At 50.4% G+C, this 16,858-nt stretch carries 15 protein-coding genes and 1 riboswitch; of the genes, 7 read left to right on the top strand and 8 right to left on the bottom strand.

The annotated features are described in order from the left end of the window. Positions 1 to 119: 119 nt before the first annotated feature. The 4 genes from KZ483_RS22125 to KZ483_RS22140 all read left to right on the top strand — a co-directional run bounded on the left by KZ483_RS22125 (position 120) and on the right by KZ483_RS22140 (position 3,918). Positions 120 to 1,022: a LysR family transcriptional regulator gene (locus tag KZ483_RS22125; RefSeq protein ID WP_220349683.1), complete on the top strand. Its 903-nt coding sequence runs from the start codon at positions 120 to 122 to the stop codon at positions 1,020 to 1,022. 13 nt (positions 1,023 to 1,035) lie between these two features. Continuing rightward, positions 1,036 to 1,845: a histidinol-phosphatase gene (locus KZ483_RS22130; protein ID WP_220349684.1), complete on the top strand. Its 810-nt coding sequence runs from the start codon at positions 1,036 to 1,038 to the stop codon at positions 1,843 to 1,845. A gap of 149 nt (positions 1,846 to 1,994) precedes the next feature. Further along, a complete protein-coding gene (locus KZ483_RS22135; RefSeq protein ID WP_220349685.1) occupies positions 1,995 to 2,951 on the top strand; it encodes a cation diffusion facilitator family transporter in 957 nt (318 codons plus the stop codon). A gap of 55 nt (positions 2,952 to 3,006) precedes the next feature. Further along, on the top strand, positions 3,007 to 3,918 hold the full coding sequence (locus KZ483_RS22140) for an EamA family transporter (protein WP_220349686.1): 912 nt from the start codon (positions 3,007 to 3,009) through the stop codon (positions 3,916 to 3,918). Between the two features lie 10 nt (positions 3,919 to 3,928). Here KZ483_RS22140 and KZ483_RS22145 read toward each other — a convergent pair whose 3' ends face one another. Then, a complete protein-coding gene (locus KZ483_RS22145) occupies positions 3,929 to 4,765 on the bottom strand; it encodes a DUF695 domain-containing protein (RefSeq protein ID WP_220349687.1) in 837 nt (278 codons plus the stop codon). Positions 4,766 to 5,039: 274 nt separating this feature from the next. Here KZ483_RS22145 and KZ483_RS22150 point away from each other — a divergent pair, with 274 nt between their 5' ends. After that, the gene (locus tag KZ483_RS22150) at positions 5,040 to 5,348 is read left to right on the top strand and encodes a winged helix-turn-helix transcriptional regulator (protein WP_309568681.1); all 309 of its coding nucleotides are present in this window, start codon (positions 5,040 to 5,042) and stop codon (positions 5,346 to 5,348) included. Between the two features lie 224 nt (positions 5,349 to 5,572). Here the strand turns inward: KZ483_RS22150 and KZ483_RS22155 are convergent, their stop codons facing one another. The 4 genes from KZ483_RS22155 to KZ483_RS22170 form a co-directional block, all read right to left on the bottom strand. Next, entirely contained in the window at positions 5,573 to 6,679 is a 1,107-nt protein-coding gene (locus KZ483_RS22155) for a citrate synthase/methylcitrate synthase (protein WP_220349688.1), read from the bottom strand. A 274-nt stretch (positions 6,680 to 6,953) separates the two neighbouring features. Next, a complete protein-coding gene (sdhB, locus tag KZ483_RS22160; protein WP_220349689.1) occupies positions 6,954 to 7,718 on the bottom strand; it encodes a succinate dehydrogenase iron-sulfur subunit in 765 nt (254 codons plus the stop codon). 14 nt (positions 7,719 to 7,732) lie between these two features. Then, positions 7,733 to 9,478, bottom strand: coding sequence for a succinate dehydrogenase flavoprotein subunit (gene sdhA / locus KZ483_RS22165; RefSeq protein WP_220349690.1), 1,746 nt, complete (start codon positions 9,476 to 9,478; stop codon positions 7,733 to 7,735). Between the two features lie 26 nt (positions 9,479 to 9,504). Then, positions 9,505 to 10,176, bottom strand: a complete 672-nt coding sequence (locus KZ483_RS22170; RefSeq protein ID WP_220349691.1) for a succinate dehydrogenase cytochrome b558 subunit — start codon at positions 10,174 to 10,176, stop codon at positions 9,505 to 9,507. Positions 10,177 to 10,393: 217 nt separating this feature from the next. Here KZ483_RS22170 and KZ483_RS22175 point away from each other — a divergent pair, with 217 nt between their 5' ends. Next, complete coding sequence (locus tag KZ483_RS22175) at positions 10,394 to 11,287, top strand: LysR family transcriptional regulator (RefSeq protein ID WP_220349692.1); 894 nt, start codon at positions 10,394 to 10,396, stop codon at positions 11,285 to 11,287. Positions 11,288 to 11,360: 73 nt separating this feature from the next. Here KZ483_RS22175 and KZ483_RS22180 read toward each other — a convergent pair whose 3' ends face one another. The 3 genes from KZ483_RS22180 to KZ483_RS22190 are packed head-to-tail and all read right to left on the bottom strand — an operon-like array spanning position 11,361 to position 14,682. Further along, positions 11,361 to 12,605, bottom strand: a complete 1,245-nt coding sequence (locus tag KZ483_RS22180; protein WP_220349693.1) for a cation:proton antiporter — start codon at positions 12,603 to 12,605, stop codon at positions 11,361 to 11,363. Between the two features lie 45 nt (positions 12,606 to 12,650). After that, a complete protein-coding gene (locus tag KZ483_RS22185) occupies positions 12,651 to 13,313 on the bottom strand; it encodes a potassium channel family protein (protein WP_220349694.1) in 663 nt (220 codons plus the stop codon). 16 nt (positions 13,314 to 13,329) lie between these two features. After that, entirely contained in the window at positions 13,330 to 14,682 is a 1,353-nt protein-coding gene (locus KZ483_RS22190) for a TrkH family potassium uptake protein (RefSeq protein WP_220349695.1), read from the bottom strand. Positions 14,683 to 14,756: 74 nt separating this feature from the next. Continuing rightward, a riboswitch (cyclic di-AMP (ydaO/yuaA leader) is annotated at positions 14,757 to 14,961 on the bottom strand. 240 nt (positions 14,962 to 15,201) lie between these two features. Here KZ483_RS22190 and KZ483_RS22195 point away from each other — a divergent pair. Next, entirely contained in the window at positions 15,202 to 16,821 is a 1,620-nt protein-coding gene (locus KZ483_RS22195; RefSeq protein ID WP_220349696.1) for a CPBP family intramembrane glutamic endopeptidase, read from the top strand. Positions 16,822 to 16,858: the final 37 nt, after the last annotated feature.

The raw sequence follows: 16,858 nt of genomic DNA on the forward strand, positions 1-16,858 counted from the left end.
AGTAATTTCTGCGGTCAAATCGCTCGCGGCAGTTAGCCCTGTTTCTTTACTGTCGCTGTGCTTTTCCTTTATAATAAGAGGAACAGGTGATAAAAAACTTTAATCAAGGGAGGGTTTCCGTGAACATCAGTCAGCTTGAAACGTTATTGACAATCTCCAAGACGATGAGCTTCCGCAAAGCGGGCGAACTACTTAATTTGACGCAGCCGGCCGTTTCAGCGCAAATCAAAAGCTTGGAGGACGAGTTCAAGACCGTGCTGATCGACCGAAATCAGCCCGTTACGTTGACCGATCGGGGACAAGTTTTTTTGGACCATGCCGAGCGAATACTAGCCATAGTCGAAGAATTGAAGCAGAAGCTCTCCGATCTCAGCCTGACGCCGCAAGGCCACATCGTGCTCGGTACAACAGCTTCGATCGCGATTCAAATATTGCCCCGCGTTCTATCGTATTTTCAAGACCAGTTTCCGATGATTAAAACAACGATTCATTCGATGCCTTCCACTCAGGTGATGACAAGCGTCGAGAACGGAACGGTCGATCTGGGCATTACTTATTTGTCTGAGCGGAATCCAAACGTGGAAACTTCTGTCTTGTATTACGATACGTACGAACTTGTCGTCGCCCCGGAGCATCCGATGAGCGCACTCAAGCATACTACTGTCGAATCGCTTAAGGATATCCCGATGATCATGCTGTCGCCCGATACGCTCGGAAGACGTTTCCTCGACCGGATATTCCGTAAATTCAATATCTCACCGAACATTGTAATGGAGCTATCAAGCAGTGAAGAAGTGAAGCGAATGGTCGAGATCAACCTCGGCGCCGCGGTCGTTTCGAAGCTCTCGATTGCGAATGAAGTGAGACTCGGGACGCTTAAGCGGATCAAGGTCAATGAACTCGACATGAGTCATCCCGTAGGGGTTGTCTACAAATCGGGGCGTTATTTGAACTCCGCAATGCAGCAATTTCTAAGTGACTTGAAGGGTATGCCCGAAGATCAATTCATAAGCAGCGAATAGGAGGATGTTTCCGATGAAGTTTGATTTGCATACACATCATTTTCGGTGCGGTCATGCTGACGGCGATATTGAATCATATATTCAGGCGGGTATAAAGGAAGGGCTTCAGGTCATCGGCATTTCCGATCATTCCCCTTATTTTGGCAGCGAGCTGGATCAGCCCCAGCCCGGCATTGCGATGGCCAAGAGCGATTTTACCAACTACGTGGATGAAGTGCTGCGGCTGAAAGCGAAATATGAAGGCAAGATCGACGTACTTCTTGGCATGGAATCGGACTTTTATCCGGAATACATAGAGCTGTATAGAAGCATGTATGAAATGTATCCATTCGATTATATTATCGGCTCCGTTCATCAAACACGGGGAGTGAGTATTTTCAATAGAAATCGGTGGAAGAAGCTATCAGAGAGCACAAAAATCGACGAAAAACGTCATTATTACGAATTAATCGGGCACTCGGCTCGCACCGGCGTTTTTCAAGTGCTGGGGCATATCGATGCGATGAAGGGCTATTACCCGGCTTTCTCCGATATCGTGGCGGATGATGCCATCGACTCGGCACTTGAGCTGATAGCCGGCAGCTCGGTTGCCATTGAGATCAATACATCCGGTAAAACAAAGGACGTCGGCGGTTGGTATCCGTCGGACTCGATTCTGGAGCGTGCCCTCCACTATGGGGTTCAGGTAACCTTCGGTTCGGATGCCCATATACCAAGCCGCGTCGGCGACGAATGGGAGCTTGTGCGGGCACGTCTTCGGGAAATCGGCTTCGAGCAATGGGTGTATTACAAGCAAAAGAAGCCGATTGCCGTACCTTTATAAAAGTCTTTGCAAAAAAAGTGGACCTGCCCGTCGGCAGGTCCCAAAACATATATAGTAAAAAGGGGGTCTTGTTTATTATAATAGCCCGGCAATGTGAAAGGACGATAACAAAAGCATTTCATTTGTGTAACAAATGAATTAGGAGGTGAATGCGGGTGGACGATTATCATCACCTAAAGCATGTCAAAGAACAGGAAACATCGAAGCGGACGCTTTGGATAACGTTGTTCCTGACGCTTTTCTTTACAATCGTCGAAATTGTCGGCGGCATTCTCAGTCACTCGCTGGCGCTTCTGTCCGATTCGGCTCATATGATATCGGACGTCATTGCGCTTGGACTAAGCATGATCGCCATTTATTTGTCGAGGCGGCCGCCCAATTCGCGTTTCACATTCGGTTATTTAAGATTCGAAATTATTGCTTCTTTTTTAAACGGACTTGCTCTTTGCGTTATTTCGATCGGAATCTTCATTGAAGGGGTGCGCCGGTTTATCAATCCGGTATCGATCGACTTCAAGCTTATGCTGACCATAGCTACGATCGGTTTCATCGTCAACCTTACGCTTACCATCGTGCTAAGCCGAAGCATGAAGAAAGAAGACAATTTGAACGTTCAGAGTGCGCTGTGGCATTTTTTCGGCGACTTGCTTAGCTCCTTCGGAGTCATAGTCTCGGGTATTATTATTTATTACACGAACTGGCTGGCTGCTGATCCGCTTATCAGTATCGTCATCGGCGGCATCATATTCACAGGCGGTTATCGAATCATCCGCGAATCGTATTTCATCCTTATGGAATCGGTGCCTTTGAAGTATGATCTTGACGAAATGCGCCGCAGCCTGCTTGAGGTTGAAGGCGTCGAAGACGTTCATGAAATGCATTTGTGGGCGATCTCGACGGATCATTATTCGTTGACCGCTCACGTGTTTATTCCAGAAAATATGCAGCCGTTCTGCGTTATTCTGGCGATCAATGAACTGCTTCGCGACAAATACGGCATTGCGCATTCTACGATTCAGACAGAACATGCCACTATTCACGCTCACGGCGAATACGGCAGACAATTTCTGAAGCAGCGAGAGGAACGGGCAGCCGAGGCCCATTAGACCCAAAGCATGCGAATCGGTTTCGTCATGTAACTGAAGGAAGGTCGTCGTTATTATGTGGTTTGCAGCTGCGCTAGGCAGTGCGCTATTGTTCGGCCTCGCAGGCTGGTGGATGAAAGTGTCCCAGATGCAGAACGGCTCTTCCGCCTTTCTGCTTCTTGGCCTGTATATTTCCGGGACACTCGGGTTCGGCGTTCATGCAGCTGCTGAGCATACACTCGCCTCTTCACTAGCGGATTCAAGAGTTTGGGCAGCCGGGCTGCTGATCGGCGCAGGCTCGGCCCTCGGCAATGCACTGTTTATGAAGGCGCTCGCATGCGGGCCGGCCAGCTTGACTTCTCCGCTTACCAATATGAATATCGTGCTTGTAATTGCGCTCGGCACATTCGCTTATGACGAACCGTTCACAGGCTCCGAGCTGGCCGGTGTTACACTGCTGCTCATGGCCGTTGTCTTTGTATCCATACGCGGGAAAGAGAAACTGACGATTAGCCGGAAGAATTGGTATTTCTATGTGGGCGTTAGTATCGTACTGTTTGCGGTGCGTAACGGAGGTCTCAAGGTAACGGGAGAAATGGGGCTTGAAGGTGCCCCGGTCCTGTTTGTCGCCTATTTATTATCAATTGTGTGGTTTACCGGGACCGTGCTTCGGGAACAAAATGCGCTCCAGCCGCTCGGCGCGTTCTATACTGCCGAAGCTGCTGGCAGGATGATGCGTCAATCCGCAGCTTCGGCGCGTATCGGCATGCGCTGGGGGATTATCGCCGGGTTGTTTTCCTACGGCGGTTTGCAGCTTTATGCGGTATCCCTGCAGACCGGACAAGCAAATATAGCCGGTCCTATATTTGCTTCCAACAGTCTCGTGGTTGCTGTGGGATCGATTGTGTTATACAAAGAGAAATTGACTACTTTGCAATGGATTGCTTTCATCCTCATGTTTGCCGGACTAATCCTCATACGCTTATAATGTCAGCCGCTTACGATCGACGGGATTGACATGTTTTGCGTATTACTTCCTCGACCGAGTCGATGAGCCTGCGAAAGTTCGATCGCAAGCGGTTCGTCGAGGTAAGCTTCATTACCGAGCCCCATCCATCGTAGCGCCCTCCGTTACCCGACATCAGCCGATGAAGCTCTCTCACCCGCTCATTCACCGTATCCAGGCAAACATTGTCGAACCTGCTGATCACGAGCGGAAACGGGTATACGCTATCGGGATCTCCTTCCTTCTCCTTCTCGATACGGTAACCGAGCTCCTCAAGCATCGACTCCATTTCACGTCTGTTCTCGTCTTCACGAAACAGCAGCCAATGATAAACATTTCGGGGCTGTTTGATATCATCCCCTTTATGGATGAGCGCGTATATCATTTGCGCATTGTGTACGAATAGTTCCTCTAATTGATCCGGAAGCATGTACAAATAAAAAGTCCACTCCGGGTCCGGCTTAATATAATGCTGCACTCGATATTGCCAGTGTTCATCCATCCATTGCCTAATCATTGTGTCGCTGATCCGGCCTGATTTCGCATAGTAATAGAACTCGACCCTGGTGGCTGAATTTATTCTTCCGATATAGATGGCTTCTGCAGCGCTATTCAGCCAGTTCTCCAGCTTTCCTTCGAACTGCTCCAGCTGCCTTATAAATTCGCTTTTCGAACGGTTATGTTCTCTGACCGGATACAAATTCACGGTAATGGATAATAAATCGCCATACTCAGTTAACGGTGCTGTGTTCTTGTAGCCAATATTGACCAAGACACGCATCTGCTCCGATACCGATCGGCGCTCATAAAATCCCCAGTTGTCTGCCATAGAGCACCTCGGTAAATAATAGTGTAGTGAAGTAGGAAATATAATCATACTGTCCTACCCATTATAACTTTTTAGTTCTTGAATTAACCATATTTTTATACGCAGTGGTAACAATTTTGTTTCGATGGTTTTAGGTCATGTTTTGTGTTACAATTAGACTAACTAAATTATAGTATATATTCATTATATAGCATATTGCAATTCCTGTCGAAACATACTCCTTTTTTCAAACACCATATGCTACAATAGAATGAGAGAAAGAGGGGTGATAACGGTGGATTATTCCAAAATGTGCCCGAAATACGAATGTGCTACAGAGCTGCTCGGCAAAAAGTGGACCGGATTAATCGTACGCGTCCTGCTTGGCGGACCTAAACGTTTTAAGGAAATGAAGGAGCAAATTCCGGAAATGAGCGATAAAATGCTGACAGACCGGATGAAAGAGCTTGAACATTTTCAAATCATTAAACGCAACGTTTACCCGGAAATGCCTGTCCGGATTGAATATGAGTTAACCGAGAAGGGTAGAGGTTTAGAACCCGTTATTCAATCGATTCAAGAATGGAGCGAGGATTGGTGCTAAGCTGCCGGAGAAAAGTCGGCAGCTTTGTGCTGCCAAGCCGCGGTTAACTTCGGAGTTTTCGGCTTTCGCGCTTTGCTTGAGGAGTGTAAGGAAAACAAAAAAGGCGTTGGACGGATATTTTCGTCCAGCGCCTTTTTTGTTTTTCAGTGAGAGGAGCATCGTGTTCCAGGTGCACCTCGTTTATAACTTTCGATTACTTTAATAAGCTCCAGCGCTTCTGTTTTTTAATCGGAAGGCATCGGACCGATGTAGGTGGATTGGGGGCGAAATATTCGGTTATTTTGCGATTGCTCGAGTACATGAGCTGTCCAGCCGACTACTCTTGCGGCTGTGAACGTTGGGGTGAAGAGAACAGGAGGCATTTGCACGGCGCGCATAACCGCTGCAGCGTAAAATTCAACGTTTGTGAACAGCCTGCGGCCCGGCTTATACTCGGCTAACAGCCTGGTTGCCGTTTGCTCTACGTACTGCGCCAAATCCAGCCATGGATCGTCCCCTGCCAAAGCTCCAGTTACTTCACGCAATGCCTCCGCCCTCGGATCCTGCGTTTTATAAACCCGGTGGCCAAATCCCATTAGCCGTTCACCACGATCCAGTATTCTTCTCATCACCGCTTCCGCCTGTTCTTTCGATCCGATATCTTCCAGCAGCTTGATAACGCCTGACGGCGCACCGCCGTGAAGAGGCCCTTTCATGGCACCTATTGCGGCGGCCACTGCAGAATATAGATCGGACTCTGTTGAGGAGACAACGCGGGCAGCAAAAGTAGATGCATTCAGTCCATGTTCCATGGCCAGAATCATATAAGCATTCATCGCCCTGATATGCGCCGGCGATGCCTCTCGTCCAAACAGCGAATACAGATAATAGGCTGCATGGCCAGTTTCATTATTCTGAGCCGGCCATTCCGATCCTTTTGTTTGATGATATCGATAGGAAATAATGATTGGCAGGAGTGCAGTAACCTGTATTGCCTGCTCAATTGAAGGAGGCCATGCGAGCACGCTCTCTACACCCGAATATGCGGCAACTGCCGACATCGCGACACTCATCAGCGGTGTCTGACTCGGCATCGAATCCAGCAGACGTTTCAGATCCGGGGTCAGCCGCCTCTGTTCGGCCAGCGAGTTTGTAAATTCCGTCAATTGCTTTTCATCGGGTAAATACCCCCGCCAAAGCAAATATGCCGCTTCTTCAAATGAATAGTTGACGGCCAATTCTCTGGCTCGAAAACCGCGATATACTAAGTCTCCGTCGATGCCGTTTACATATCCCAGCTCAGTCTCGGCTGCTACGACACCCTCCAGGCCGGTAACGCTTGCCTTTCTCATACCAAATCCCCCATTCTGCCGTGATTTTCTTTCCATCAGCATATCAGTGATTTTTGATAAATAAAAGATTATTATTTATATTGACTATATAAATTAATTTTATCGAAAACCCACTGCAGCAACATCTTTTCAAATAATGTGACAAAAGGACAATCCCCCATCGACGGTAAAAATTACATCCTTTGTTCGTCTGAGAAGAATAGCAAATCGGCAAATACGAAAAAACACGCGCAGGCCGAAGCCGTCGCGTGTTTTTCCAGGTAAAGACCGGCAGTTACATGCCGAGCCATTTCTTGAACAATTGTTTGGTTGTATCCTTGTTGATCGCTGCAATGGAGGTCGTAAGAGGGATCCCTTTCGGACAAGAGCGAACACAGTTCTGCGAGTTGCCGCAGCCCTCGATGCCGCCGTCGTCCATTAATGTCTCCAGACGTTCTTCCTTGTTCATCTCGCCCGTCGGGTGAGCATTGAACAGACGGACTTGCGAGATCGCCGCGGGACCGATAAAGCTGGTACGGTCGTTTACATTCGGACAAGCTTCCAGACAGACGCCGCAGGTCATGCACTTGGACAGCTCGTATGCCCATTGGCGCTTTGTTTCGGCCATCCTTGGCCCAGGACCCAAATCATACGTTCCGTCGATCGGTATCCAGGCTTTGACACGCTTAAGCGCGTGGAACATACGCTCGCGGTCAATGACCAGATCACGCACAACCGGGAAGGTGCTCATCGGCGCCAGCCGGATCGGCTGTTCCAGCTTGTCGATGAGAGCGCTGCATGCCTGACGCGGCTTGCCGTTAATGACCATCGAACAAGCGCCGCACACCTCTTCAAGGCAGTTGGATTCCCAACATACCGGAGCCGTTCCCTGACCGTCCTGCTTCTTCGGGTTACGCTGAATTTCCATCAGCGCGCCGATTACGTTCATGTTCGGCCGATACGGGATTTCGAACTCTTCCGTGTATGGACGCGTTTCGGGCGAGTCTTGACGCGTAATGATCAGTTTTACCGTTTTTGCTGCCACTGCCGTTTCCGCCATCGTTAATCTCCTTTCTATTTTTCCTTCGAGTAGTCGCGTTTACGCGGTTTAATCAGAGATACATCAACAGCCTCGTACGAAATCTGAGGGCCTTCCGGGGTCCATGCAGCCTTCGTCGTCTTGAGGAAAGCGTCATCGTTACGTTCCGGAAATTCCGGCTTATAATGTGCGCCGCGGCTTTCGTTGCGCAGAAGCGCCCCCAGCGTCATCGCTTCGGACAGTTCAAGCATGTTCCACAGCTGGCGGGTAAACGCAACGCCCGCATTGTTCCAGCGTGCCGTATCGTTAATATTAATGCTGCGGTAACGCTGCTTCAGTTCCTTTATCTTCGCGATCGTCTCTTCCAGCTTCTTATTGAAGCGTACGACCGTCATGTTATTGGTCATCCACTCGCCAAGCTCTTTATGAAGCACATAAGCATTCTCGGTACCATTCATCTTGAGGATGCTTTCGTATTTGTCGGTTTGGCGTTTCTGCTCCCGTTCGAAAACGGACGAGGAAATGTCTTCGGCCGATTTCTTCAAGCCCTTGATATATTCGACCGCTTTCGGCCCTGTAATCATGCCGCCGTAAATAGCGGACAGCAGGGAATTCGCTCCCAAACGGTTCGCGCCGTGATATTGATATTCGCACTCCCCGCAAGCGAACAAGCCGGGAATATTGGTCATTTGGTTGAAATCGACCCACATGCCGCCCATCGAATAGTGCACGGCAGGGAAGATTTTCATCGGAATTTTACGCGGATCGTCGCCCATGAATTTCTCGTAAATCTCGATGATTCCGCCCAGCTTGACGTCGAGCTCCTTCGGATCTTTATGCGACAGGTCGAGATAGACCATATTCTCGCCGTTGATTCCGAGCTTCTCATCTACGCAGACATGGAAAATCTCACGGGTCGCAATGTCACGAGGAACCAGGTTTCCGTATGCCGGATATTTCTCTTCAAGGAAATACCAAGGCTTACCATCCTTGTAGGTCCAGATTCGACCGCCTTCTCCGCGCGCCGATTCCGACATGAGGCGAAGCTTGTCGTCGCCTGGAATCGCCGTCGGATGGATTTGGATAAACTCGCCGTTGGCATAATGAACGCCTTGTTGATAAACCGCGCTTGCAGCCGTACCTGTATTAATGACGGAGTTCGTCGTTTTGCCGAAAATAATTCCCGGACCGCCGGACGCCAGAATTACCGCGTCTGCCGAGACGGTATGAACTTCCATCGTGCGAAGGTCCTGAGCGGAAACACCGCGGCACGCGCCGTCGTCGTCAAGTACCGCTCCAAGAAACTCCCAATGCTCATACTTCGTGACAAGGCCCGCCGTCTCCCAGCGCCGTACCTGCTCGTCCAGGGCGTACAGCAGCTGCTGCCCCGTCGTTGCACCCGCGAAAGCGGTACGGTGATACTGTGTACCCCCGAAACGCCGGAAATCAAGCAGACCTTCCGGAGTTCTGTTAAACATAACACCCATCCGGTCCATCAAGTGAATGATTCCCGGCGCGGCATCGCACATCGCCTTAACCGGCGGTTGGTTCGCGAGGAAGTCGCCGCCGTATACCGTATCGTCAAAGTGCTCCCAAGTGGAGTCCCCTTCGCCCTTCGTATTTACAGCTCCGTTGATGCCGCCCTGGGCGCACACGGAGTGGGACCGTTTGACCGGCACAAGCGAGAACAGATCGACGTGAACGCCCGCTTCCGCCGCTTTAATTGTAGCCATCAGCCCGGCAAGGCCGCCGCCGACAACAATTACTTTATTTTTAGCCATTATCGATTCGCTCCTTGTCCTAAAGCTTATACGAGATTTGCCGCTTGCACTGCAGCCGATGCCGCTTCTCTAAACTCATCGCCGCGGAACGCCACAAGCGACATCAGGAACAGCGCCGTTACGATCACGAATACTACCATCCAAATATAGGAGGAGATACGCTGCGCACGCGGGCCGACTGTAATGCCCCAGCTGACAAGAAACGACCACATGCCGTTGCTGAAGTGGAACACCGCTGCAATAACACCGATTACATAAAGAACGAAGAATAACCCGTTGTTGGCGATCCCGTTCATTACCCCGCCAAGCTCTTCATGCGTTACGTGTCCGATCATAACCTGAAAGCGAGTCTGGTATAGATGCCAGAAGACGAAGATAAAGGTAATGACACCCGAAATCCGCTGAAGTGTGAACGCCCAGTTGCGGCCGTATTGGAATCGCCCTGTATTCGAGTTGGATTGGTACGCGATATAAAGGCCGTATACGCCATGAAACAGCAGCGGCAGCCAAATGCCGAACAGCTCCAGGAAAAAGACGAGCGGAAGACTGTTCAAAAATTGGACGCTATCCTTGAACCCCTGAGGACCACCCTCGTATGCTGAGTAGTTTGTGAGACCATGCTCAACGATGAACAAGCTGAGCGGAATCACTCCGAGCAGGGAGTGGATCTTACGCGATAAATAGGAATTTCCTTTCATAACTTGTGCGTTCTCCTTTCAAAACTGTGGGATTGCTTCGTCAAATTTCGCCAAAATCATTCTCCATTGTAACGCTGGCCCTATCACGCGTCAACATAAGCATGACACACTTTGGCCACACTTCACATGATACTCCTTTTCCGCTTATAATGGAATTGCTTATTATTCATTAATAGTTATAACAAATTTGCATATGTAATCGGAGGTTAAACAAAAAATGCTCGAAGAGTTGAACGTATTCGCCATTGTTGTAGAGCAGTCAAGCATGAATAAGGCCTCCGTCGCTTTAAATTTGTCACAGCCGGCTTTATCGCGAAAAATAGCGAAACTTGAGCAGGATCTGGGAGTGGAGCTGTTCCGCCGCATCGGAAAACGTCTGGAATTGACGCGAATCGGCCAGCTTACCTACGATTACGCCGTCGAGGTGAGACAGCAGCATTTGCGATATTTGAAGATGGTAGCCGAATACAAGACGGCCGGCCGGTCCACGCTTACGATCGGAGCGAGTCTGACCACTCTGCAGACGACGCTTCCGGATCTGATTCAAGCGCTGACGGAACGCAGTCCGGATTTGGATATTAAAGCGATAACCGGCAAAACTCATGAGATCGTAACGCTCGTACGGGAACGTAAGGCCGATCTCGGCATCGTCGCTTCTCTTATCGACGACCCTTCGCTGCACTGCGTGCCGTTGTTTGGCGATCATCTCGTCCTCGTATTGCCCCGGAACCATTTTGTTATGGATAAAGGAGCCCCTGTCATCGGCGATTTGAACGGTCTGCCGATGATCTTGTTCTCCAAAGGAACCTGGTACCGGATACTGACTGACGAGCTGTTTGAAAAATACCGCCTTCTTCCCGATGTACGAATGGAAATCGATTCGTTCGAAGCGATTTTACGGCTGCTCCATACGTGCCGGGCCGGTACGTTACTGCCAAAATCGTACCTGCGCCCGCAGCTGCTCGACGACAATGATCTCATCGTGGTTCCCATTCGCGAGCTTGACGAGACGAAGCGGACGACATCGCTTATTCATGCCGAAGCGGAGAGTCTGAGCCCGGCCGTCCGTCTTTGGATCGACGAAATCGCCGCCCTGTACAAGCGGGTATAAATTTGGTGTGAACTGCTTTTACTGAAGCCCTTTCAAACGAGCACAGGACAGCCGCCTTAATGTGCGCCTGTCCTTATTGTTTGCCATTATCCGCTTCTAAATCCATCCCGAGTTTGCGGGCCATCCAGGCCGTGGTGCTTGCTTGCAGGAGAATCGTCAGCATTATCGCCATAAACGTTACCGAAGCAATGATGTCGGCATGCTTCACTCCCATTCCGGCCAGCATCCCCGACAATGCCGCCGGAATGACGCCGGTTTCGCGGACCCAGATCATAAATGTCATCTCCTTGAGCGACCACCGGGATTTAAGGTCCGGCAGCGCGGAAGCAAATACCGTCGCGGGCCGGGCAATCGCCATCAGTACGATAACCGCGATCAAGCTCTGCCACCAATAGTCGGCCAGAAGCACGAAGTTGACCTGACTCCCGAGGAGTATGAAGATAAGCATACGCATAATGACGGTTATATTATCGGAGAAATGCGTCATTTCATCATTTTTGCCAACCATATGAAGGCCGAAATTTTGCGAATTCCCCCAAATCAAGCCGGCTACGAACGTGGCCATAAATCCGCTGACATGCAGCATATCGCCGACCAGGTAAGCACCCAAGGCAGTGCCGATCATGGCGATGGTCGTATAGTCGCGAAGCACACCGATCCGGGTGTGCGCAACCAGATAAACGACGGCAAATCCAACGATAAGGCCGACCCCGATTCCCCCAAATGCCGTTATCAAAAAGTCCAGCGTAACCGCGCCCGCATCAATCGACGATTTGCCTGTCGCTGCTGCAAGGAGCGCGAACGTTATTATTGAGCCCGTGGCATCATTAAAAGCCGATTCGCTCTCGACGGTCTCCCGCACACGCTCGCGTATGGTGACCTGCCTGAATACCGGAATAATGGACGCCGGATCCGTCGAAGCGATGACCGCCGCCGCAAGGAGCGCATACAACAAACCTATCCCGAACAACCAGTGGACTGCAGCGCCTACAATACCGACCGTAATCAGAACCCCCGGGACGCTCAGCAGCCCAACCGTCCATCCGACCTGCTTCAGTCCGCGGAGCCGGATGTTGCGCCCTCCGTCAAACAGAATGATCGAAGATCCCGCCACCAGTATCAACTGGTTCGTCAGCGAACTGCTGGCCACATTAATCCAGTGAAGTCCCTGGCCGATAACCATACCGGCAATAATAAACAGCGCCACATCCGGCAGCTTCAGCCGCGAGGCGATCATCCCCGCGACCATTCCGGCCGCGACGATTACCAGCAGCAATAAAAACAAATGCTGTATCAGCTCTGTGGTAGGTGTTTCCATCCGCTAGTCACGCCCGTTTCCCAGAAAAAGCCGGTCTCCGCGAACTTAGCGGGTGACCGACTCCTCGAATTGTTCGATTTGATTATTCGTCCCGATGACGACCATAACGTCCTTCTCAGCCAGCACGTCGGTTGCCGAAGGAGCGATTATGATTCCTTTGGGCTTATTGATCGCCACGATGCTGCAGCCGAACCGGGCACGCGGATTCAAATCCTGCAGCGAGACGCCGTTCAGGCATTTCGGCACCGCCAGCTCCGCGATCGTATACTCCTTCGACAGCTCGATATAATCGAGAAGGTTCGGCGAAACGAGCTGATGCGCCACCCGGATACCCATATCCCGTTCCGGGTAGACGACACGATCGACTCCGATTTTCTCCAGCACGCGCCCGTGAAGCTCGCTCATCGCTTTGGCCACGACCTTCTTCACGCCGAGATCCTTCAAAATAATCGCAGTCAATATGCTCGCTTGAATATCGTCGCCAATAGCAACGACACCGCAATCGAAATTGCGGACTCCGAGCGAACGAAGCACTTCCTCGTCTGTTGATTCCGCAACGACGGCGTGAGTCAGCACCTGGCTCATATCTTGAACGGCTTCCTCGTCTTTATCGATGCCGAGCACCTCGTAATCAAGCTGAATTAACTCTCTTGCCAAGCTCGAACCGAATCGTCCAAGCCCGATAATGACGAATTGACTCCTCTTCATCCTGCTTCACTTTCCCCTATCCGATAATTATTTTGCCTTCCGGGTGCCTGTACAATTCTTTCTCCGCGCGCGGTCCAAGCGCATACGCAAGCGTCAGCGGTCCAAGCCGTCCGCAGAACATCGTAAGACTGATAATGATTTTGCCGATTGCCGACAGCTCCGGCGTAATGCCGAGCGTTAGTCCGACGGTGCCGAAAGCTGAGGTGGTTTCGAACAAAATTTTGATAAATGCTTTATCTTCGGTCGTTGACAGGACCATGGTAACGAGAACGACAAGCGCAAGTGAAAGCAGCGTAATCGTCAGCGCTTTGAAAATGCGTTCCCGCGCCAGCCGGAAATTGAACAGGACGATATCCTCTTTTCCTCTTATCATGGCTATAACCGCCCCGATAAGCGTTGTAAACGTCGTTGTTTTAATTCCGCCTCCTGTCGATCCGGGGGATGCGCCGATGAACATGAGGATAATAGTGAAAAATTGGGTTGCTTGTCTCAGCGATGGAATGTCAAGCGTATTGGCGCCGGCCGTGCGCGGCGTGACGGATTGGAAGAAAGCAGCGAGCACCTTACCGCCAAGATTCAACTGACCAAGCGTATCCTTGTTGGAAAATTCAAATATGAAAATCACGATGGTGCCGACCGCAATGAGAGCCGCAGTCATGGAAAGCACCACTTTGGAATGCAGCGATAACCGTTTATTTTTACGGAATTCCATTAAATCCGACATGACGATGAACCCGAGTCCGCCCAGGATGATTAGCAGCATAGCTGTAATATTGATGACGGGATCGCTGACGTATCCCGTGAGACTGACAAACGGAACACCGAATCGACCGAACAAATCGAAGCCGGCGTTGTTGAATAATGACACGGCGTGAAAAACGCCGAAATAAATCGCCTGGCCGAGCGGCATATCAAAAGACCACCTGATCGAGAATAGCGTCGCGCCGATCAATTCGATGGCGAGAGAATAGAAAATAACCTTTCGAATCAGCCGGACTATACCTTCCATGCTTGTCTGATTCATAGCTTCCTGAAGAATGAGTCTTTCCCGCAGCGAGATCCGCTTGCGGATCACAATCGCAAATAATGTCGCCATGGTCATGAACCCGAGTCCGCCGATTTGAATAAGTGTCATAATAATCAGTTGGCCGGCGATCGAAAAGTAGCTTCCCGTATCTACAACGACCAGCCCTGTGACACAGGTTGCCGATGTCGCCGTAAACAACGCATCGACAAATCGAAGCCTCGTTCCTGTTTGCGACGCGAACGGCATCGAGAGCAGCAAAGCGCCGGTCAGGATGATAAGCGCAAAGCCGGTGACGAGAATGCGGGGCGGCGACCATTTGGAAATGTTAAACAGCGATTTCATGTAAACCTAATCCACCCCTCCATGCAGTCTCAGCGCACAAAAAAAAGCACTGGATCCCCAATGCTATTGCGATGAGTCCTGTTCCACTAAGCCTACGAGGTTAGCTGACGGATTCGGGCCCGGACAGGCGGCCCTATTCTTAGGGCAGCGGCACCAAAGCGCGCGTTGCCCGTTGAAATTCACCCCGTGCTGCCGGGTTTACGAAACTGCAAAATGCCAGTCGCTCCGACAACGATATGGTTCCCCCGTTTTCTTTTAGAAATTCGGCTTTTTATTCAATTGATTCACATTATAAAACTAAAGCAGGGAAACACCAAACGACGGTTTTGCAGAAAACAAACCGAATTCCGGCAAAAATAACGCCAGTTCCGTTGAAATCGGCCGGTTACTGGCTTTCTTGTCCCATTACCTCGTCCGTAAAACGAAAATGAACGGAATCGCATGGATAATTTCGGGAGAACTATGATATGGTAGATGTATGCGGTTTATTTGCTCAATACCATTTGCAGAGGTGCACCGATGAACCAATATCAGATACAGCCCAATTGGAAAATTTTTTCGTGGCTAGCACTTGCAGGAATTATTTTATATTTACTTGTTCAGGTTCTCCCGTCCACCTCCGAGGCATTCTTCGGAACCGGCAGCGAGAAAGTAATCGCGAAAAGCGAAGCCGAGCGCGCGGCAGCGGATTTTGCAGAGCGCCAGTTCAAGCAAAAGCCGGTCGAAGCGCATGCGGTCCATCAATCTGACAGCCTGCTTTACGGTTATTTGTCCAAAGAAAAGCTTCTTAACGAATATGATAAAGAGTGGGACGCCGCTTTCCCCACCGACACCTTTCAGGTGAATACGAAAATGCCCGACGGAAGTCTGATTTTCATTTATGTTCATATGCAGAAGGGTACGGTCGTCGGCTGGAATCGGTATAATGCGTCAGATTCGTCTGTTCCGGGTCCAACGGAGCAGGATGATGCAGCGTTAAAATTCGCGGTGTCGCAGGGATTTCAAGCCCGCTCTCTGAAAATCTCGAACACAAACCCGAGTACCGGTGAGGTCCGCCTCGATGTAGCGGATCATATGATCGCAGACGCGCGGCTTGTTCTGGAGGTGCGGAGCGAGAAGCTTCCGGGCGGAGGCCTAATAATTGCCAAATATGAACCGAAATTTATCGTCCCTTCAGGCTACTCCACTTATGTGGAGCAGCAAACAAAGCTGGCATCATTTCTCTCGCTGCTCGGAAGCTTGCTCTTGTCGTTCGTTCTCTTCGTGCTCGCCATCATTTATGCATCGTTGTACAGGAAGCACTCGTCATTCAAACGCGGAATCGTGCTGAGTTTGGTTTTTCTGTTCGTATACCTCGCCAACAACATTAGCATGACGGACGGAATTCTGGCTGCAGCGGGTGAGAATCCGAACGCTGTTTCTTATGCTGTAGTAACTGTAGCCATTACCAGCATCGTAACGGTAGTAATGGCAGCTGCGGCATACTTCTCCCTTGTCGGCGGAGACGCATTGTGGAATTCGATGGGCCGCCGTTTATGGCCGCGATTTGGCGAAGCCGGCTACGGGGAATATGTATGGCGCAGCATGTGGCTCGGTTACTTATTCGCCTTAATATTGCTTGGCCTGCAAACGGTAATTTTCATCGTTCTGCTCAATGTAACAGGCGCCTGGTCGACGACGGATGTCACCCAGTCCCCCTATAATCTGGCCGCACCCTGGATATTTCCGATGATGGCCTGGTGTGCCGCGATTTCGGAAGAAGCCGTATACCGGTTGTTCGGAATCGGACTGCTTAAGAAGTGGTTTAAAAATACGTTCGTCGCAGCGCTCATTCCGACGATCATATGGGCACTCGGCCACGTCACTTACCCGATCTTCCCGTCTACGACCCGCTTATTCGAACTGACGATTATCGGTCTTGCCTTCAGTTTCATGTTCGTCCGTTACGGTTTTATAACAGTCCTGTTCGCCCATGCGGTCTTCGACAGCATCATGATGGCGATCTCGCTTATGTTCATGGGCACCGCCGTCAATATACTGACAGGAATTATATATATCATTCTTCCCATTCCGATCGCATGGTCGATTCGGTGGTTTGATAAGAGAACCCCCAAACGGGCACTAACTCTGCGAAGCTGAGTGGTACTGTGAAGCATTGCGGAGCAAAGCGCTTCGC

Origin of the sequence: Paenibacillus sp. sptzw28 (assembly GCF_019550795.1) — a bacterium.
Classification (GTDB): Bacteria; Bacillota; Bacilli; order Paenibacillales; family Paenibacillaceae; genus Paenibacillus_Z.